This is a genomic window from Lapidilactobacillus wuchangensis (assembly GCF_003946645.1).
Classification (GTDB): domain Bacteria; phylum Bacillota; class Bacilli; order Lactobacillales; family Lactobacillaceae; genus Lapidilactobacillus; species Lapidilactobacillus wuchangensis.
This window is the reverse complement of the sequence record NZ_RHOU01000001.1, coordinates 391234-408429: the sequence shown is the minus strand read 5'-3', so window position 1 is coordinate 408429 and position 17196 is coordinate 391234. Positions and strand designations below refer to the sequence as shown.

Genomic DNA, 17196 nt, shown 5'->3' with positions numbered 1-17196 from the left:
TTAAATATGAATTGCTTACAGTAAATGATGGAAAAAGCCCTTCTTCTCAGGCTGCTTCTTTTTTTCAGTCGTTGCGCTAGTCGTTAATGGGTGCAGTTGCAATAAATTAACTGTTTCATGATTAACTGCCGCTTCGTTAACAATTAAAATCGCCGTGCTAGTTGGTTCATCCGGTGTTTCTGGCTTGTTAACTAAAGTAAACGGAAAATTCTGTTGGGCCAACTCTTTTAAGAACGAGCCAATTAAGTCGTGATCAACTTTACCATTGATCAGCGCGCTCTGTTGCGGATCTCGGTATTCATTGAGATGTTGGTGGAACAAATCAAACGCCCGCGGATTATTTAAATCTTGAATATCCAATTCCAATAAGACCCGTTCGCGCAACGAACCGAGAAATTGACGTCGCTGATCAGGTAAAGTTTGGGGTGTTCCATACATGGCATTGTTCAGCCGATTATTTACATCTGTTTCTTGAGTCATGATTAGCCACCTCGACTAAATTTTTTATGGTATGATTAAGCGAAAAAACGAAATAATGCGTACTTTCAGTATAACATGTTTAAAAATGTTAGGCTGAGTCGCACGCTACGATGCTAGTAATTGATACGAAAGAGGGAGTTTATTAAATGTTAAGTCGTCAAAGTTTTGCTGTTTTCGAAGCGCCAACGTTACCTGAACGTTTAGGGAGGATCCAACAAGAAGTCGATCCGGATTTTGAAATTCTGGGGCAACAGTTGATCACGCAAATTCAACCAGAATTAACGCAACCACTCTATTTACATATTGCCAAGCATTTACGACGGCATAAAAATCCGCCAGTTGATACTTGGCTGGCGATTAGTACTTATCAACGGGGCTATAAAATGTTGCCGCATTTTGAGGTGGGCTTGTGGCCTGACCGCTTATTTATCACCTTAAGTTTATTGGCTGACTTGGAAGAACGGCCAGCAGTGGCGGCTTGGCTGTCAGCGCACGTTGGCGAATTAAGTCAGTTGCCAATCAGCCAGATTAATTTCGATCACACAGATAAGAAAGCTTTGCCATATAATCAAGCTAATTTAACGAAGGGTATTCAACGTTATCAAAAAGTTAAAAAGGCAGAGCTAACTTTCGGTCGTTGGATCATGGATTATGATGAATTGTTCGCCGACCCACAATTGGTTGATCAAGCCATTAAACAACAAATCAAGGCGTTGGTACCGCTGTATCGCGATTTACTTGAAGTTGTGGCTAACTAGATAATTTAGTGGTATATAAATAGTGCATCGTGCAGCTATAAATTGGCTATGATACCCTATTTTTTGAAAGTAACTGAGTTGTCAGTTAAGAACAGAATAAGTTCTGACTTCATTGCGGCTTGCTGGATGTGGAATACGACCGGCAGTGGTAATGGAATTCGGTAACTCAATTTAATTTTAAAAAAAGGAGATAGAATCAAGGAGTGAATGGTATGAAGATCGAATTAGCTCGGCAATTAAGGGGACCAATCCAATGGTGATGGCGGTAATGTCAGGTGGATTTGCGACCTTTGGTGACATTCAATTCTTACCTGGCTATTCTGTGCTTTTACCGAAACGAAACGTGGCTTCGTTAAACGATTTGTCCTTAGCTGAAAGAGCCGCCTTTTTAACCGACATGAGTTTGTTGGGAGATGCCTTATTGGCAGTCACAAAGGCGCAGCGAATTAATTACGATATTTTAGGTAATACTGATAACTTTCTGCACGCCCATGTTTTCCCACGCTATGAAACTGAGGCGCCTGAACGTTTGCGAAAACCAGTCTGGTTGTATAGTGCTGATCATTGGTCTGATGAGAAGTATCAGTATAATCCAGAACGTGATGATGAACTGCGCCATAAAATTACCCAATATTTAGAACAAAGGCTTGAAAAGCTTTAGCAGCATAATGGATCAGTCAGTTTTGGTCACAACTGGTTACTGGTTGCTACGCTGTTATCTTAGGATATTGTTTACCTAAAATATCCAAGTCTCGCAACTGACCGTCCATTAAAGCAACTTCTGGCAAATGGGCCCACTGTTGAAAACCATGATGTAGAAACAAGTGCTGGCTAGGGATGTTGTGGTGAAAGATAAAGGCGACTAAAGTATCCAATTTAAGTCCAGTTAATTGGGTTTCCACAAAACTTAATGCTTGACGACCATAACCATGGTGAGCGACGGCCGAGTCTAAGTAAATGCTAATTTCAGCGGTGTGCTGATAGGCCGGGCGCCCATAAAAACTTTCCAGACCCACCCAACCAATGGTTTGCTCCTGGTCATCTTGAATGAGCCAGAGTGGGCGTTTGTCTGGGGTGTAGGCGTCAAACCAAGCTTGCTTTGACGCAATCGAAACTGGTTCAAGGTCGGCCGTGGCCAGCCGACCAGGAATCGCCTGATTGTAAATGTCAACAATCCGCGGTAAATCTTTTTGTTGAGCAAGGGTAAATTTTGTCATAAAAAACCAGCTTTCTAATTAATTGTCTCTCTACCTGAGGGTTCATCTAAAAATTTGAAGTCTTGAAATTTCTGAGCTAATTCTGGGCTTTGGTAGGAATTGAAATCAAACCATTTGAGGTGTAATTTTTGATTTTGGTATATTTGAGTGCTGATGCTTATTGATGATTGCCGCTAACTTTACTACCAGCATCCGAAGTAGTGGTTACTGATTTTGGTGACCCACAAGAGGTCAGCAGTATACTACAAAAAGTAATCAGCATGATAATTTGTACTTTTAACATAGTTTTTTCATTAGTTTCATTGACTACTCCCCTTAAAGCATAAGTATACTATAATATTCGTCAGGAAAATTAGACAATAAAAAAACAGCCCCAATCCCAAGTAGGGACCAGAGCTGTAAGCCAAAAATTATAGTTTTTGGTTGTAGAATTCAACGACTAATGATTCGTCGATTTCTGGTTCAAGTTCTTCACGTTCTGGTAAACGAACTAAGCTACCTGTTAAAGTGTTGTCGTCGAAGCTTACAAAAGCAGGGCGGCTAACAGCATTTTCCAATGCACTCTTAACAATAACTAAGTTACGTGAACGTTCACGTAATGAAATTTCTTGACCAACTTCAACTTCGTATGAAGGAATATCAACACGTTTGCCATCAACAGTGATGTGGCCATGAGCAACTAATTGACGAGCTTGTGCCCGAGTAGTAGCTAAGCCTAAACGATAAACCAAGTTATCTAAACGACGTTCCAATAAGATCATGAAGTTAACACCGTGCTTACCTTCTTTAATCTTACCCGCACGAACGAATAAGTTACGGAATTGGCGTTCGTTCAAACCGTACATCATACGTAATTTTTGCTTTTCACGCATTTGTGTACCGTATTCTGATAATTTACGGCGGTTGTTAGGACCATGTTCGCCAGGAGCATAAGGGCGACGAGCTAATTCCTTACCTGTACCAGATAATGAGATACCTAAACGACGTGAAACTTTCCATTTTGGACCAGTATAACGAGACATAAAAAATCCTCCAAATATTTTTTTGGAGTAAAATATACGATCAAGGTTTAACATTCGTGCATTTACCATTGCAATCTTCACCACGTGCAGCTGCGGGTTACGCAATTGAACTGTTAAAAACGTTGGTAAATGTTGACGAGCTTGCCGCCTTGTGCTGCATATTTTACACACTTCGTATATTATAATGATTCAACTAGTCAATGTCAAAGCTATTTTGCTACTTTAGTTGCTGAAGTTGCTCCTAGTAAGTAACGGCAGGGGCCCAGCGATTTTAAGGGCGTGGAACGCTGTGGCCGTCGATTGAAGCCAATTCAAAAACCGAATTGTCTCCAAACGAGGCTTTGACTAGCTGCTAAAGCAGCAAGACAAATTTCACGGCTGACGCCAATCACTGGGCCCCTGCCTAGATTAAACTAACAAAAATGATCACCACTATTTGGCCGAACCAGATTGTGGTAGTAGAAAATCGGTGTGACAATCTCTATTGAAAAATCTATTGAAAAATAGGAATTGTCCACACCGATTTTTTGTGCTACTTAACTATTATTACTGAATGAATTGAGTTGATAAATCTCGCGAACATCGCCTTAATTGCTACAAAAGATTAAGTGTGCCACCTCAACTCCAGACGGAATGGAGGGCGTGGTTGTCAGCCGCCAAATTTGTCTTGCCGCTTTAGCGGTTAGACAAAGGCTCATATTTGAGATTGTTGCGTAGCAATAAGCTCAAATCGACGCCGGCCGCGTTCCACAACCAGCAAGCCCGCAATGTAGTCAGAACCAGCCTGGTTTTAATCTCTTTTCGGCTTTTAATATGTCTGATTTAATCAGCGAGTAACTTAACTAATGCCTGGCCAAGCGCAACTAATTCAGTGGCATCATCATCCTGGAAGCGATTCTTAATTGGCGAATCAATATCCAGTACACCTAATTTTTGCCCATTTTCGCTGGTAAGTGGAACGACAATTTCCGAATTTGTGGCACTGTCACAAGCAATGTGACCAGCAAATTGATGCACATCGGGCACAATCTGAACCTTTTGATGATGAAAGGCGGTGCCACAAACACCAGTACCGCTGGCGATTGTTGAACAAGCAATTTTGCCTTGGAAGGGGCCGACTTCTAGTTGTTGGCGCTCAGGTTGCCATAAATAAAAACCAACCCAATTGATATCAGATAACATTTCATTGAGAAAAGCACTGGTATTTGCTAGAATTGCGACTTCACTGGCTGATTGATATTCAGGATCGGCGAACAAACTTTGATATTGAGCAACTAATAATGACATGTTGAAGACTCCTTTAAGATAAGCGACAGATAATGTTGGCAATTATCGGTAATTTTTAAATAATCTTTAAATAATTAGATTTTTCTCAAGCTTGCCGGTTGGACTGGCGTTTAAATCTGCTATAATTTAATAAGATTGTAGCGAATTTGAAAAACGGATGCAAGCCGATTCGTTGGTAGGGGTGTAACTATCGTGCAAAGTTGGATTTTTATCGTCTTAGGAATTATTATTTTAATCTTAGTGCTGGTCTTGCTAGCCGCAATCAAGCGTGGACGCAATGAGAAGCGCTTGGTTCAGCTGAACGCGTCATTTGAGAAACTGACGAATCAACCTATTTATAAAACCATTGATCAATTGGACGCCATGAACTTAGCTGGTGGTAGTCAGGAAATTTTAGAAAAACGGCGACAAGAGTATTACCACTTATTAAATGATACTTTCGCCACTTTATATCAAACCATGTATGATGCTGAAGCGGCCAATCAAAAATTCTCATTGTTGGTGGCTAATCGGTTGGTTCATGAGGCTGAGGAGCAGTTGGTTGGTGCCACGAAAGATGCTGAACAAATTACGGCAGCGTTGGAGAGCTTGCGTGCCACTAATGAGCATAATCAGGCCGAGTCGAAGTCTTTACTCCATCAATATCAGCAAATGCGTAAGTTGATTTTGACGAAATCCTTCACCTTTGGGCCAGCAGTAGATGAGCTTGAAAATCGCTTGGCCGCTTTAGATGATGAATTTGACCAGGCTAAGAAGTTGACTAGCAAAGGCGATCATCTGGAAGCCAAGAAGACCTTAGCGAATATTAAAGAAAAAATGGCCGCGTTGACTGATTTAACGAAGCGGATTCCCCCACGTTATCAAGAATTAGTCACTGAGTTTCCTGACCAACTATTAGAAATCGACAAGGTTCATCGGCAAATGTTAGATCAACATTACCATTTTACCGATCCGGATATTGGTCAAAGTGTTATTTTACTGAAGAATAAAATTCAAATTATTGATGAACGTTTAGGCCACTTAGAAATTGACTTTGTGGAACAAAATAATCAAAGTTTAGGTCAATCAATTGATGAGCTTTATCAACGTTTGCAAGATGAAATGGATGCGCGCAAACAATTACCGGCGCTCCAAAAAACCACTTTTGAATTCTTAAATCATGCCACTGTCCAGACGCAGAAGTTAATTGAAGCCCTGGATCATTTGAATCAAAGCTATGTTTTGACTCACCACGAACTTGATGATGCTCAAGAAATGCAGCGGAATATTGCTGACATGCAGCGGCAATATGATGTGCAAGTTCAAGCTGTTGCAGACCAGACGGTGATTGCCACTGAGGCGGTAAGTTTATTCAATAAGATTAACGAAAACTTGACGACCACCGAACAACGTCAATACAAAATCAGCAATGATGTGGCAAACTTGTTTGAAGGCGAGAAGGTGGCTAAACAAGGTGTCCAACAATTTGTCTTGGATCTCAAAGAAATTCAACGCGATGTTGAACGGCTGCGTTTACCAGGGTTACCAAAGGATTATCTCGACTACTTCAACATGGTTAAAGATGAAATCGTGAAGTTGGAGCAAAACTTAAATCAAGTTCAAATCAACATTGAAGATATTACCAAACAGTTGATCGTGACCCAAGAAGATTTAAACAACTTGAGCCAGAAATCCAAGGATTTGCGGGATGCAGCGGTCTTAACTGAGCAGGCTTTGCAATATGCTAATCGTTATACTTATGCCAATGCGGAAATTGCCGCCGCTGCCGATGAAGCCAAGGAATTATATACGAAGGCTTTCGATTATCCCACGGCCTTGGATACGATCGCCACGGCCTTGGAACAAATCGAGCCTGGTTCTTTTAAGCGGATTGAGGATTCTTATTATCACGCTGCTGACCAGCAATAAAGTTCGGCCAGTTAAACAAATAAGTTCACTGTGAAAATCACTTTAAGTGGTGTCGCAGCTGAACTTATTTTTATTTTCGCAAACAATCTGGAATATTTGTAAATAAATATTGCCAAGAATTGGCTGGACGTTCATTATAGAAACAGACAGTTTTAGCTGCTAGGAAAATTGCTGTTAATAGGTTACAATAAGTAAGCTGTTAATCTTTTTGAGTTTAAAGAGAGCTGCGTTGTGCAGCGACTTGATTTAAGGGAGTTTTGAGTTTGATTTATTTTGATAATAGCGCCACCACTAAAATTGATCCTCAGGTTTTACAGACTTATCAAACTGTCGCCAATCAATTTTGGGGTAATCCTTCTAGCTTGCATCATTTAGGTGATCAAGCTTTACAAATGTTACAGTCAGCCCGCCAACAAATTGCCGATTTAATGCATTGTCAAGCTGAAGAAATCTTCTTCACCAGTGGCGGTACTGAAGGTGACAATTGGGTGCTTAAGGGGACAGCCATGGCCAAGCAAGAATTTGGCCGTCATATTATCGTCTCAAGTATTGAACATCCAGCGGTTTTGAATTCTGCGAAACAGTTGGAAAAGTTAGGCTGGGACGTGACTTACTTACCTGTCGATGCGCATGGCTATGTGCATGCTGAAGATGTTAAAAAAGCTTTGCGCAAAGACACCGTATTAGTGTCAGTTATGGGCGTCAATAATGAGATTGGCACGGTGCAACCAATTCGGGAAATTGCTGAAGTTTTGAAGGATCGGCCGACCATTCATTTCCACGTGGACGCGGTGCAAACCGTTGGTAAAAATCTTTTTGATCAGGTTTTGCCAGATCGGGTCGATTTTGCCACTTTTTCTGGGCATAAATTTCATGGCCCCCGTGGCGTCGGTTTTGTTTACATTAAGAAGGGCCGCAAATTGGCACCATTAATTACTGGTGGTGGTCAAGAACGTAATTGGCGTAGTGGTACTGAAAATGTGCCAGCAATTGCCGCAATGAGCAAGGCTTTTCGATTAGTTTTAACTGATGAAGCGCAAAAAGCGGCTCAACAAATGGCAATGCGGCAAAAGTTATTAACCGCATTGCAAGCCATGCCGGACATTACGATTTTCTCACCAACTGAGGGGCCAGCCGCACCACATATTCTTTGCTTTGCTTTATCAGGCGTGCGTGGTGAAACCATGGTCCATGCTTTAGAGGAACATGATATTTATCTATCGACGACAAGTGCTTGCTCGTCGCGAACTGGTGATGAATCTGGTACTTTGAAAGCCATGCAAGTGCCTGAAAAGTTGGCGACTAGCGCCGTCCGCATTAGTCTTGATGATCAGAACACGATGGCTGAAGTCGATCAATTTTTAACTGTTTTTCCGAAAGTCTACCAACGTTTTCAACATATGAATGGCCGCGTTGATTAACCACGCGCTGAAAAAGGAGTTATTATGCAATATACAGAAATTACAGTTCGTTACGGTGAACTGTCAACTAAGGGCAAAAATCGCCGCGAATTTATTGGCCGTTTAAATGGCAATGTCACCAAAGCTTTACGGGAATTTCCTGACCTACACATTTATCCTAAACGTGATCGGATGCATATCGCTTTAAATGGCACGAATTCTGATCAAGTCATGGCCAAATTACGCCAAGTTTTCGGCATTCAAAATTTCTCACCAAGTATTTGTATTCGTAAGGATATTGATACTTTGAAGGAAACCGCCGTGGCAATGATGGCCGAATTAGCACCAAAAATTAAAACTTTTAAGGTCAATACGCGGCGCTCTGATCATAATTTTGAATTGGATACCAACCAGTTGAACTTATTACTTGGTGATTTGATTTTAGATCATTTTCCAAATTTGAAAGCCAAAATGAAGTTTCCTGACGCCACTTTACGTGTGGAAGTTCGTCAAGATGGTATTTACTTATCATCAGAAACAATTCTGGGGGCCGGTGGTTTGCCAGTCGGGACCGCGGGAAAAGCTATGTTAATGTTGTCTGGTGGGATTGATTCCCCAGTTGCTGGTTACTTGGCCATGAAGCGGGGCGTGGAAATTGAAATGGTCCATTTCTTCAGTCCGCCATACACTTCTGACCGCGCTTTGGCTAAGGCTAAGGCTTTAACGGCTAAATTAGCACCATATGTGGGCACGATTAAGTTCATTGAAGTACCATTCACCGAGATTCAAGAAGAAGTGAAACGGCGGGTGCCAGAAGGTTATTTAATGACCGTTCAACGGCGCTTTATGCTGCGCTTGGCCACCGCATTGGCTGAAAAACGCCAAGCATTAGCCATCTTTAACGGCGAGTCAGTTGGTCAAGTAGCCTCACAAACCTTGGAAAGTATGGTAGCCATCAATGATGTCACCGCTTTGCCGGTGATTCGTCCCGTAGCCACAATGGACAAGAACGAAATCATTAAAATTGCTGAAAATATTGATACTTTTGATTTATCAATTTTGCCATTTGAAGACTGCTGTACAATTTTCGCCCCACCACGTCCAAAAACTAAGCCACGTTTAGACAAAGCGCGTTTTTATGAAAGTCAACTTGATGGCGATGTATTAATGGCTCGGGCTTTGGCTGGCATCAAGATTACCGAAGTTCATAGTACTGACGATTTCTTGAATACAGATGAGAGCACCATTCAAAGTGTTCTTTAAAGCTAATTGCTAAACAATTTGGTGCACCATTATTACTTCATGTGCTAAATGGGTAGAATAGTGCCAAGCCTTCCTTCATTAGAGTGGTGGTTGCTGGGCGATTTAGAGGGCGTGGAACGCTGTGGCCGTCGATTTGAGCTTATTGCTAACGCAACAATCTCAAATACGAGGCTTTGACTAGCTGCTAAAGCAGCAAGACAAATTTCACAGCTGACGCCAATCGCCCAGCAACCACCAGATGAAACTAACAGAATTCAGCACCACTGTTTAGAAAAGCAGATTGAAGTAAACTAATAGGCCTGTTTGACAAGATTCCTGGATAAAAAACCAGAAACTGTCTGACAGGCTTTTTTGGGACTTTTATTTAGTTGTGATAACAATTTGAATGTAGTTGACTAGTCTTACTAGAATCGGCTCAAGTTCTAACCAAGCTGAAGTGAACTACCTCAACTCCAGACGGAATGGAGGGCGTGGTTGTCAGCCGCCAAATTTGTCTTATTGCTTTAGCAATTAGACAAAGGCTCGTATTGATGACAATTTGGTTTGTAATTGGCATCAATCGATGCCGGCCGCGTTCCACAACCAGCAAGCCCGGAATGCAGTCAAAACCAATTCTGTTTCATCGCCCTAATTGCGCAACTTCAAAAATAATTTCCATTTGCGATTTGTTAGCGCTTGCACAGAGACACAAAATTTGCTATGCTATAAGGTAAATAATGTGCGTCATTTAACAATTGGAGCGAAACGGATGACAATTCAAAAAACTGCGCGAATTCCGCGAAAGACCTTGGAACGATTACCCATTTATTATCGAGTGCTCTGCAATTTGGCTGATAACGGCCAGCGCCGAATAAAATCTCATGAGTTAGGCCAGGCAACTCAGATCGACCCGTCAACCATTCGCCGCGACTTTTCTTGTTTTGGTGAACTGGGCCGCAGTGGTTACGGCTACGATATTGCTCACTTGCTGCGAATTTTAGGCGAAATATTAGAAGTTGATGAGCCACAGCTACTAGGCTTGGTCGGTGTCGGTAATTTGGGGCGGGCCTTGTTAAAGAATAATTTCCGGCGCAATCCGAATATTTCGATTGTTTGTGCCTTTGATGCTGATCCAGCAATTATTGGCCAAACTATTGATGAGGTAACTGTTCAGCCCATGAATGAATTGGCGGCCACGCTGGCTGTCCAGAAAATTAACACGGTGATTTCGACAGTGCCTAGTCATTCGTTGCAAGCAGTTGCTGATTTGTTAGTCAGTAATGGTGTCCGCTCAATTTTGAGTTTTGCACCGGAACCAATTGTTTTGCCGAAAGAAGTGCATATGCGCTATTTGGACTTAACTTCGGAAGTGTTGAATCTGTTATTGCTGTCGGAGGATAAAATTGCCTTAAAAACGCCTTAATATGATTAATTTTGAGCCAGCGGTTGACGCTGACCGTTTTTTAAGCTAGAATTTTGCTAACGACATGTTAACTAAAGACTATGAACAAGAGCGGTGGCATCAACATTCGTCAGTGAGAAAATGCTTAGTGAGAAATTTTCCGAATGTTTGTCAGCGGTAGCTTGGGAGTTGCGCAGGTGAATCAAGTAGTTTGCGCCGACCGACATCGTTACTGTCATTTAAGCGGAGCAGTGATGCTCAAGTTAGGTGGTACCGCGATTAATCGTCCTATTTTTGAATAGGGCGATTTTTTTATTGATTTAAAAAAATATTCATAGTTTGGCGTATTTATTGAAGGAGTGATCAACATGGCAACAGAAATGGCACCGAAATACGATCCACAGGCCGTTGAAGCCGGTCGTTATCAAACATGGCTCGACGAAGATGTTTTCAAACCTAGTGGTAATAAAAAAGCAAAACCTTATTCAATCGTGATTCCGCCACCAAATGTAACTGGTAAATTGCATTTAGGTCATGCTTGGGATACTACCCTACAAGACATGATCATTCGGCAAAAACGGATGCAAGGTTACGACGTTTTATGGTTGCCCGGAATGGACCATGCTGGGATTGCTACCCAAGCGAAAGTCGAAGCTAAATTGCGGGAACAAGGCCTTGATCGTCATCAATTAGGGCGTGAGAAGTTTGTCCAGCAAGTTTGGGACTGGAAAGATGAATATGCGGCGACAATTAAGGCACAGTGGGCAAAACTAGGCTTGTCTTTGGATTATAGTCGTGAACGTTTCACCTTAGATGAAGGCTTATCTAAAGCAGTTCGGACGGTCTTTGTGAAGCTTTACAATGAAGGCTTAATTTATCGTGGCGAATATATTATTAACTGGGATCCGCAATTACAAACGGCGCTCTCAGATATCGAAGTGCTTCATCAAGACGATGAGGGAGCTTTCTACCATGTTCGTTACCCATTGGCTGATGGTTCCGGTGATATTGAAGTTGCGACGACGCGGCCAGAAACATTGCCTGGTGATACTGCCATTGCGGTTCACCCAGGAGATCCCCGCTATGCCAAATTAGTTGGCAAGATGGTCAAGTTACCATTAAGTGATCGGGAAATTCCAATTATCGAGGATTTCTACGTTGACGAGGAATTCGGGACTGGTGCAGTTAAAATTACGCCAGCACATGACCCTAATGACTTTGCCGTTGGTAATCGCCATGACTTGAAACGCATCAATATTATGAATGATGATGGAACCATGAACGCTAATGCCGGTGCTAAATATGATGGCATGGATCGTTTTGTGGCTCGAAAAGCAATTGTGGCTGATTTGAAGGCCGCCGGCTACTTGTTGAATGTTGAGAAAATGACCCATAGTGTTGGCCATTCTGAACGTTCAGGTGTTCAAGTAGAACCACGTTTATCAACGCAGTGGTTTGTTAAGATGAAGCCATTAGCTGAGTTAGCCCTTAAGAATCAACGTTCTGCTGATAAAGTTAATTTTGTGCCAGAGCGGTTTGAAACCACCTTTGTTAATTGGATGGAAAATATTCATGACTGGGTTATTTCTCGACAATTATGGTGGGGTCACCAAATTCCTGCTTGGTATCGCAATGATACTGGTGAGATTTATGTTGGCATGGAAGCACCAAAAGATATTGAAAATTGGCATCAAGAAACCGACGTTTTGGATACTTGGTTCTCTAGCGCTTTATGGCCATTTTCAACAATGGGTTGGCCAGATACAGATAGCGCTGATTACAAGCGCTATTTCCCAACCAACACTTTAGTGACTGGCTATGATATTATTCCTTTCTGGGTTGCCCGGATGATTTTCCAAAGCTTGAAGTTTACCGGCAAGCGGCCATTTGAAAATGCCTTGATCCACGGTCTGATTCGCGACGAACAAGGTCGTAAGATGAGTAAGTCATTGGGTAACGGCATTGATCCAATGGATGTCATCAAGAAATATGGTGCTGATGCTTTGCGTTGGTTCTTGTCAACGGGCTCAACGCCAGGACAAGATACACGGTTTAGTTACACCAAAATGGATTCAGCTTGGAACTTCATTAATAAGATTTGGAATGCTAGTCGTTTTGTCATCATGAATCTTGGTGACGTTAAGGCAAGTGATCAAATTCGTCATCGCGATGAATTTGATTTATCTGATCGTTGGATTTTCAGTCGTCTGAACGAAACCATTGCTGATGTGACTCGCTTAAATGATCAATTTGAATTTGGTGAATCAGGTCGTTTACTGTATAACTTCATTTGGAATGATTTCTGTGATTGGTATATTGAAATGAGCAAGGCTGTTTTAAATGGTGATGATCAACATGCCCAAGAATTGAAACGGCAAAACTTGCTTTATGTATTAGACCAAATCCTGCGCTTAATGCACCCAATCATGCCATTTGTTACCGAAAAGATTTGGTTATCAATGCCACATCATGGCGAATCATTAACAGTTGCTAAGTATCCAGAATTTAATAGTGATTTAACTGATCTGGCTGCTGTTGAACAGATGAATGCGTTGATCGAAGTCATTCGTGGCGTTCGTAATATTCGGACTGAGGCCAATGCCCCAATGTCGAAGCAAATTGAAATTATGATTAAGACCAAGACAACGGCGCTTGAAGAAACATTGCAAGGCAACTTAGGCTTCTTAGAACGATTCTTGAACCCAACAACCTTGTTAATTGGACCAAATGTGGCCGCACCTAAATTGGCAATGTCTAATGTAATTACTGACGCCGAAATCTTTGTACCATTGGCTGAGTTAATTGATCTTGATCAAGAAATCAAACGCTTGACCAAAGAAGATGCACGCTTGGCCCAAGAAATTAGTCGCATTGATCATAAATTAAGCAATCAGGGCTTTGTTGCCAAAGCACCAGCAGCGGTTGTTGATGAACAACGGACGAAACGAGCTGATTACGTTAGTCAACAACAAGCAGTCCAAGCACGGATTGCTGAATTAAAAGCAAATCAGGCATAGAAAGTAAGGTGGGCTGATGATTAAAACAGCAGCAGAAGCAATTGCTTATATTCATCAACGGCCGCGACTTCATCGTAGTAATAAATTAGATACGATGCACCAAGCGTTAGCCTTATTCGATAATCCGCAAAATAAGTTTCCGACAATTCATGTTACTGGGACTAATGGTAAGGGAACCGCTAGTCATTTAATCAGTCGATTACTCGAAGTCCATGGTTATCGAGTTGGCCTCTTCACGTCACCGTTTATTTTAAGATTTAATGAACGGATTCAAATTGATCATCAACAAATTCCTGATGCTGACTTGTTAAAGTGGACTCAGCAAATTAGTGCCACCTTGGCTGAAGCACGGCTTACCTTAACTGAGTTCGAGTTTGTAACAGTACTGATGTTTTGTTATTTTGCTGAACAGAAGATTGATGTTGGGGTGATCGAAGTTGGTATTGGTGGTGCCCATGATCGCACCAATGTCATCAAGGCCGAAATCGGCGTGATTACTTCGATTGGTCTGGATCACCAAGAATTAATTGGGCCCACGCTTGCTGACATTGCCCAAGAAAAGGCGGGCATTATTAAACCCGGCCAAACTGTTTTTCTAGGTAAAATTGACACTGAGCTGCAACCAATTATCAAACAAAAAGTCCAGCAGAATCAGGCTCACTTAGTCCAATTAGATCAAGATTTACAAATTACCCAATTACAACGCCATCAGGGCCAAGCTCATTTTAACTGGCAATGGTCAACGGCGACACCAGCAATCAAACTCACTGGCTTAAAGCTACCAGTTTGGGGTGATTGGCAATTGTGGGATGCGAGCTTAGCGTTAGGAGCTGCGGCCCAATTCTTACGCAACCGGCAGAGTCAACTGGACCCGGCCTTGGTCAAGCAAGTCCTGGCTAACTTTACGGTTCCAGGTCGATTGGAGGTTTTGAGTCAAGAACCATTATTGATGTTGGATGGTGCTCATAATGTGCCAGCGATGACTAATTTAATCGCGAATATTCAACGGAACTTTCGTGGTCAACCAGTTCATTTGATTTTGGGGATGATGGCTGACAAAGACATCAATGCCGTGGCGAAATTGCTAGCCAAAACGAATTGGCAAGTGACTTGGACCACGGTTGCCAATAATCCGCGCGCTGCGAGCCAAGCCGAGTTAGCCGAACAAATTGGTCAACCATTCAGCTATCACGCTTCTTGGCAAGCCGCTTTACAGGAATTTCTGCAAAATGATGGCGGTGAAGGTCTCTATCTGTTTGCTGGTTCATTTTATTTGATCAGTGAAGTTCGGCAGTTCTTGATTGCACCTGAAGATTAATTGAAAATGATCATCTTTTCGTATTTAAAGACGGAGAGGTGATTTTTTTATGGAAAATCAAGTGGTTATTTTACCAACTGAAAAAGCAACACCGAAAAAGTTATTACCCCGTGAATTAGTCGGTCAGCAAGGGGTGCAAGTGGCCACAGATCAGGAATTATTACAGATTATCTTGCGAACCGGTACGGTCAAGTATTCAGTGGCCGAACTAGCAGCTTCATTGTTGCAACGCTATGATAATTTAGCCTTTTTAGCCCAAGCAAATTTGACGCAACTGCAGGAATTTCCTGGTGTAGGTCAAACTAAGGCAGTGGAATTACAAGCCGCCTTTGAATTAGGCCGCCGTTCTTTGCGACAGTCACAATTACGTCAAGGTGTGGTGATTTCATCAGGAATGATCGGCCAACAATTAGTTGAGCGCATGCAGGGCACGGTTCAAGAAGAGCTGCGGGCCATTTATTTAGATACCAAAAATCAAATCATTCAGGAACGGTTGATTTTTACTGGCAGTCTAAATAGTTCCGTTGCTCATCCGCGAGAAATTTATCACTACGCTGTTTTACTGTCGGCAGCGCGGTTAATTGTGGTCCATAATCATCCTAGTGGGCAAGTCACGCCGTCACGCAATGACTTAGAGTTCTCCCAGCGGCTGATCAAATGTGGTGAGTTAATGGGCATTCAATGTTTGGACCATCTAATCATTGGGCAAAGCGAATATTTGTCCTTGCGCGAAGCAAAACTCATCTAAGTCGCGGTAAATTGGCCAAAAAGTAGGCTGGTCTATATCTTAATATCAGGCAACCTGTTAACCTGATTTCAGCACCTGAATTGCTTGATCGACCACAGCAAAGTTCGGGGCATGGCTAAATTATTTGGGCCAGCATGCGGGTTAATTGTTCGTTGGGCCTTCAAAATAGAGCTAAATTAACATCGCCGCCAGAAAATGTTTTTATTTTTCATTCGCCATTAATCCTGTTAAAATAAAACTAGACTATTCATGGTATTGTTTAAGTTTTCCTAGTGAAACCTTTTTAACATTTTGCCATTATGGTATAATTTCTTTTAGTATAATTTTGGTTTTTTAAGGAGAAGAAAACATTGCTAGGATTCGGTGCGAAGAATATTGGTATAGATTTAGGAACAGCCAATACATTAGTTTATATTGAAGGAAAAGGCATTGTTTTAGACGAGCCTTCAGTCGTTGCTAAAAACACAAAAACCGGCGAAATTATCGCCGTTGGTTCCGAAGCACGCGATATGATCGGCCGAACTCCTGCTAACATTGTAGCGATTCGACCAATGAAAGATGGCGTGATTGCGGATTATGATACAACTGCAGCCATGATGAAATATTTTATTGAAAAAACAGTCGGTGGTGGCAAACCATACGTAATGGTTTGTGTCCCAAGTGGTGTGACAGAAGTTGAAAAGCGGGCCGTGATCGATGCAACTCGGGTTGCTGGTGCACGCGAAGCTTATGTGATCGAAGAACCATTTGCCGCGGCAATTGGTGCTGGTTTGCCAGTCATGGATCCAACTGGGAGTATGGTAGTTGATATTGGTGGTGGCACCACTGATGTTGCCACTATCTCATTAGGTGGGATCGTGTCTTCACGGTCGATCCGGATGGCTGGTGACAAGATTGATGAATCGGTTATTTCTTATGTGCGTCAACATTTCAATTTATTGATTGGTGAACGGACTGCGGAAGAAATTAAGATTCAAATCGGTTCGGCTTCAGTTGAAAAAGCTGGCGAATTAGAAAACATGACCATTCGTGGCCGTGATTTGATTTCTGGCTTGCCAAAAACAATTGAAGTTTCAGCGACTGATGTGGCCACGGCGATTCAAGAAGTGATTGAAGCTATTATTGCCGCCATCAAAGAGACCCTTGAAGAAACGTCACCAGAAATTGCTGCCGATGTGATCGATCATGGCATCGTTCTTACCGGTGGTGGTGCTTTATTGAAGAACTTACCAGAAGTGATTTCTGACGCTACTAAGGTACCAGTTTTCATCGCCCAAGACCCGCTTGATTGTGTGGCAATTGGTACTGGCGAATCACTGAAGAGCATTGAAGTTATGAAACGGAAACACTAAAATCCGAATGGCGGGCCTGTCCCGCTTTTTTGATTTATGGAGGAT

At 42.2% G+C, this 17196-nt stretch carries 15 protein-coding genes and 1 other annotated feature; of the genes, 11 read left to right on the top strand and 4 right to left on the bottom strand.

Annotated features, from left to right (window positions below; genetic code table 11):
* Nucleotides 1-15: 15 nt before the first annotated feature.
* The gene (locus tag EKM82_RS01705) at nucleotides 16-480 is read right to left on the bottom strand and encodes a YueI family protein (protein ID WP_125766601.1); all 465 of its coding nucleotides are present in this window, start codon (nucleotides 478-480) and stop codon (nucleotides 16-18) included.
* Between the two features lie 146 nt (nucleotides 481-626).
* Between EKM82_RS01705 and EKM82_RS01700 the strand changes: the two genes are divergently transcribed.
* On the top strand, nucleotides 627-1238 hold the full coding sequence (locus EKM82_RS01700; RefSeq protein WP_125766600.1) for a DUF1054 family protein: 612 nt from the start codon (nucleotides 627-629) through the stop codon (nucleotides 1236-1238).
* A 253-nt stretch (nucleotides 1239-1491) separates the two neighbouring features.
* Nucleotides 1492-1899, top strand: coding sequence for an HIT family protein (locus EKM82_RS01695; protein WP_125766599.1), 408 nt, complete (start codon nucleotides 1492-1494; stop codon nucleotides 1897-1899).
* A 46-nt stretch (nucleotides 1900-1945) separates the two neighbouring features.
* On the opposite strand, the gene EKM82_RS01690 is transcribed toward EKM82_RS01695, so the two are convergent.
* From EKM82_RS01690 to EKM82_RS01680, 3 genes are all read right to left on the bottom strand, one after another.
* On the bottom strand, nucleotides 1946-2455 hold the full coding sequence (locus tag EKM82_RS01690) for a GNAT family N-acetyltransferase (RefSeq protein WP_125766598.1): 510 nt from the start codon (nucleotides 2453-2455) through the stop codon (nucleotides 1946-1948).
* Between the two features lie 410 nt (nucleotides 2456-2865).
* Nucleotides 2866-3477, bottom strand: coding sequence for a 30S ribosomal protein S4 (gene rpsD / locus EKM82_RS01685; protein ID WP_125650333.1), 612 nt, complete (start codon nucleotides 3475-3477; stop codon nucleotides 2866-2868).
* Between the two features lie 822 nt (nucleotides 3478-4299).
* Nucleotides 4300-4764, bottom strand: a complete 465-nt coding sequence (locus EKM82_RS01680) for a GAF domain-containing protein (RefSeq protein ID WP_125766597.1) — start codon at nucleotides 4762-4764, stop codon at nucleotides 4300-4302.
* A 192-nt stretch (nucleotides 4765-4956) separates the two neighbouring features.
* On the opposite strand from EKM82_RS01680, the gene EKM82_RS01675 reads away from it, so the two are divergent.
* The 9 genes from EKM82_RS01675 (at nucleotide 4957) to EKM82_RS01640 (ending at nucleotide 17151) form a co-directional block, all read left to right on the top strand.
* Entirely contained in the window at nucleotides 4957-6672 is a 1716-nt protein-coding gene (locus tag EKM82_RS01675; protein WP_164508048.1) for a septation ring formation regulator EzrA, read from the top strand.
* 263 nt (nucleotides 6673-6935) lie between these two features.
* A complete protein-coding gene (locus EKM82_RS01670; protein ID WP_125766595.1) occupies nucleotides 6936-8093 on the top strand; it encodes a cysteine desulfurase family protein in 1158 nt (385 codons plus the stop codon).
* Between the two features lie 24 nt (nucleotides 8094-8117).
* Nucleotides 8118-9335 carry a tRNA uracil 4-sulfurtransferase ThiI gene (thiI, locus tag EKM82_RS01665; RefSeq protein ID WP_125766594.1) on the top strand — a complete coding sequence of 406 codons (1218 nt, stop codon included), beginning with the start codon at nucleotides 8118-8120 and terminating at the stop codon, nucleotides 9333-9335.
* A gap of 461 nt (nucleotides 9336-9796) precedes the next feature.
* A complete protein-coding gene (locus tag EKM82_RS11220; protein ID WP_164508047.1) occupies nucleotides 9797-10048 on the top strand; it encodes a hypothetical protein in 252 nt (83 codons plus the stop codon).
* Between the two features lie 35 nt (nucleotides 10049-10083).
* Entirely contained in the window at nucleotides 10084-10737 is a 654-nt protein-coding gene (locus tag EKM82_RS01660) for a redox-sensing transcriptional repressor Rex (RefSeq protein WP_125766593.1), read from the top strand.
* Nucleotides 10738-10808: 71 nt separating this feature from the next.
* Nucleotides 10809-11010, top strand: a binding site (T-box leader).
* Nucleotides 11011-11084: 74 nt separating this feature from the next.
* Nucleotides 11085-13733, top strand: a complete 2649-nt coding sequence (locus tag EKM82_RS01655; RefSeq protein ID WP_125766592.1) for a valine--tRNA ligase — start codon at nucleotides 11085-11087, stop codon at nucleotides 13731-13733.
* A 16-nt stretch (nucleotides 13734-13749) separates the two neighbouring features.
* Nucleotides 13750-15051 (top strand): bifunctional folylpolyglutamate synthase/dihydrofolate synthase, encoded by a 1302-nt coding sequence (locus EKM82_RS01650; protein ID WP_125766591.1) that lies wholly within the window; start codon nucleotides 13750-13752, stop codon nucleotides 15049-15051.
* Between the two features lie 49 nt (nucleotides 15052-15100).
* Entirely contained in the window at nucleotides 15101-15799 is a 699-nt protein-coding gene (radC, locus tag EKM82_RS01645) for a RadC family protein (protein ID WP_125766590.1), read from the top strand.
* A gap of 350 nt (nucleotides 15800-16149) precedes the next feature.
* Entirely contained in the window at nucleotides 16150-17151 is a 1002-nt protein-coding gene (locus EKM82_RS01640; RefSeq protein ID WP_125766589.1) for a rod shape-determining protein, read from the top strand.
* The last annotated feature ends 45 nt before the right edge of the window (nucleotides 17152-17196 follow it).

What these genes read in the sequence shown, in the direction of transcription:
- EKM82_RS01705 (WP_125766601.1), bottom strand. Translation starts at nt 480, where the DNA reads ATGACTCAAGAAACAGATGTAAATAATCGGCTGAACAATGCCATGTAT.
- EKM82_RS01700 (WP_125766600.1), top strand. Translation starts at nt 627, where the DNA reads ATGTTAAGTCGTCAAAGTTTTGCTGTTTTCGAAGCGCCAACGTTACCT.
- EKM82_RS01695 (WP_125766599.1), top strand. Translation starts at nt 1,492, where the DNA reads ATGGTGATGGCGGTAATGTCAGGTGGATTTGCGACCTTTGGTGACATT.
- EKM82_RS01690 (WP_125766598.1), bottom strand. Translation starts at nt 2,455, where the DNA reads ATGACAAAATTTACCCTTGCTCAACAAAAAGATTTACCGCGGATTGTT.
- rpsD (WP_125650333.1), bottom strand. Translation starts at nt 3,477, where the DNA reads ATGTCTCGTTATACTGGTCCAAAATGGAAAGTTTCACGTCGTTTAGGT.
- EKM82_RS01680 (WP_125766597.1), bottom strand. Translation starts at nt 4,764, where the DNA reads ATGTCATTATTAGTTGCTCAATATCAAAGTTTGTTCGCCGATCCTGAA.
- thiI (WP_125766594.1), top strand. Translation starts at nt 8,118, where the DNA reads ATGCAATATACAGAAATTACAGTTCGTTACGGTGAACTGTCAACTAAG.
- EKM82_RS11220 (WP_164508047.1), top strand. Translation starts at nt 9,797, where the DNA reads ATGGAGGGCGTGGTTGTCAGCCGCCAAATTTGTCTTATTGCTTTAGCA.
- EKM82_RS01660 (WP_125766593.1), top strand. Translation starts at nt 10,084, where the DNA reads ATGACAATTCAAAAAACTGCGCGAATTCCGCGAAAGACCTTGGAACGA.
- EKM82_RS01655 (WP_125766592.1), top strand. Translation starts at nt 11,085, where the DNA reads ATGGCAACAGAAATGGCACCGAAATACGATCCACAGGCCGTTGAAGCC.
- EKM82_RS01650 (WP_125766591.1), top strand. Translation starts at nt 13,750, where the DNA reads ATGATTAAAACAGCAGCAGAAGCAATTGCTTATATTCATCAACGGCCG.
- radC (WP_125766590.1), top strand. Translation starts at nt 15,101, where the DNA reads ATGGAAAATCAAGTGGTTATTTTACCAACTGAAAAAGCAACACCGAAA.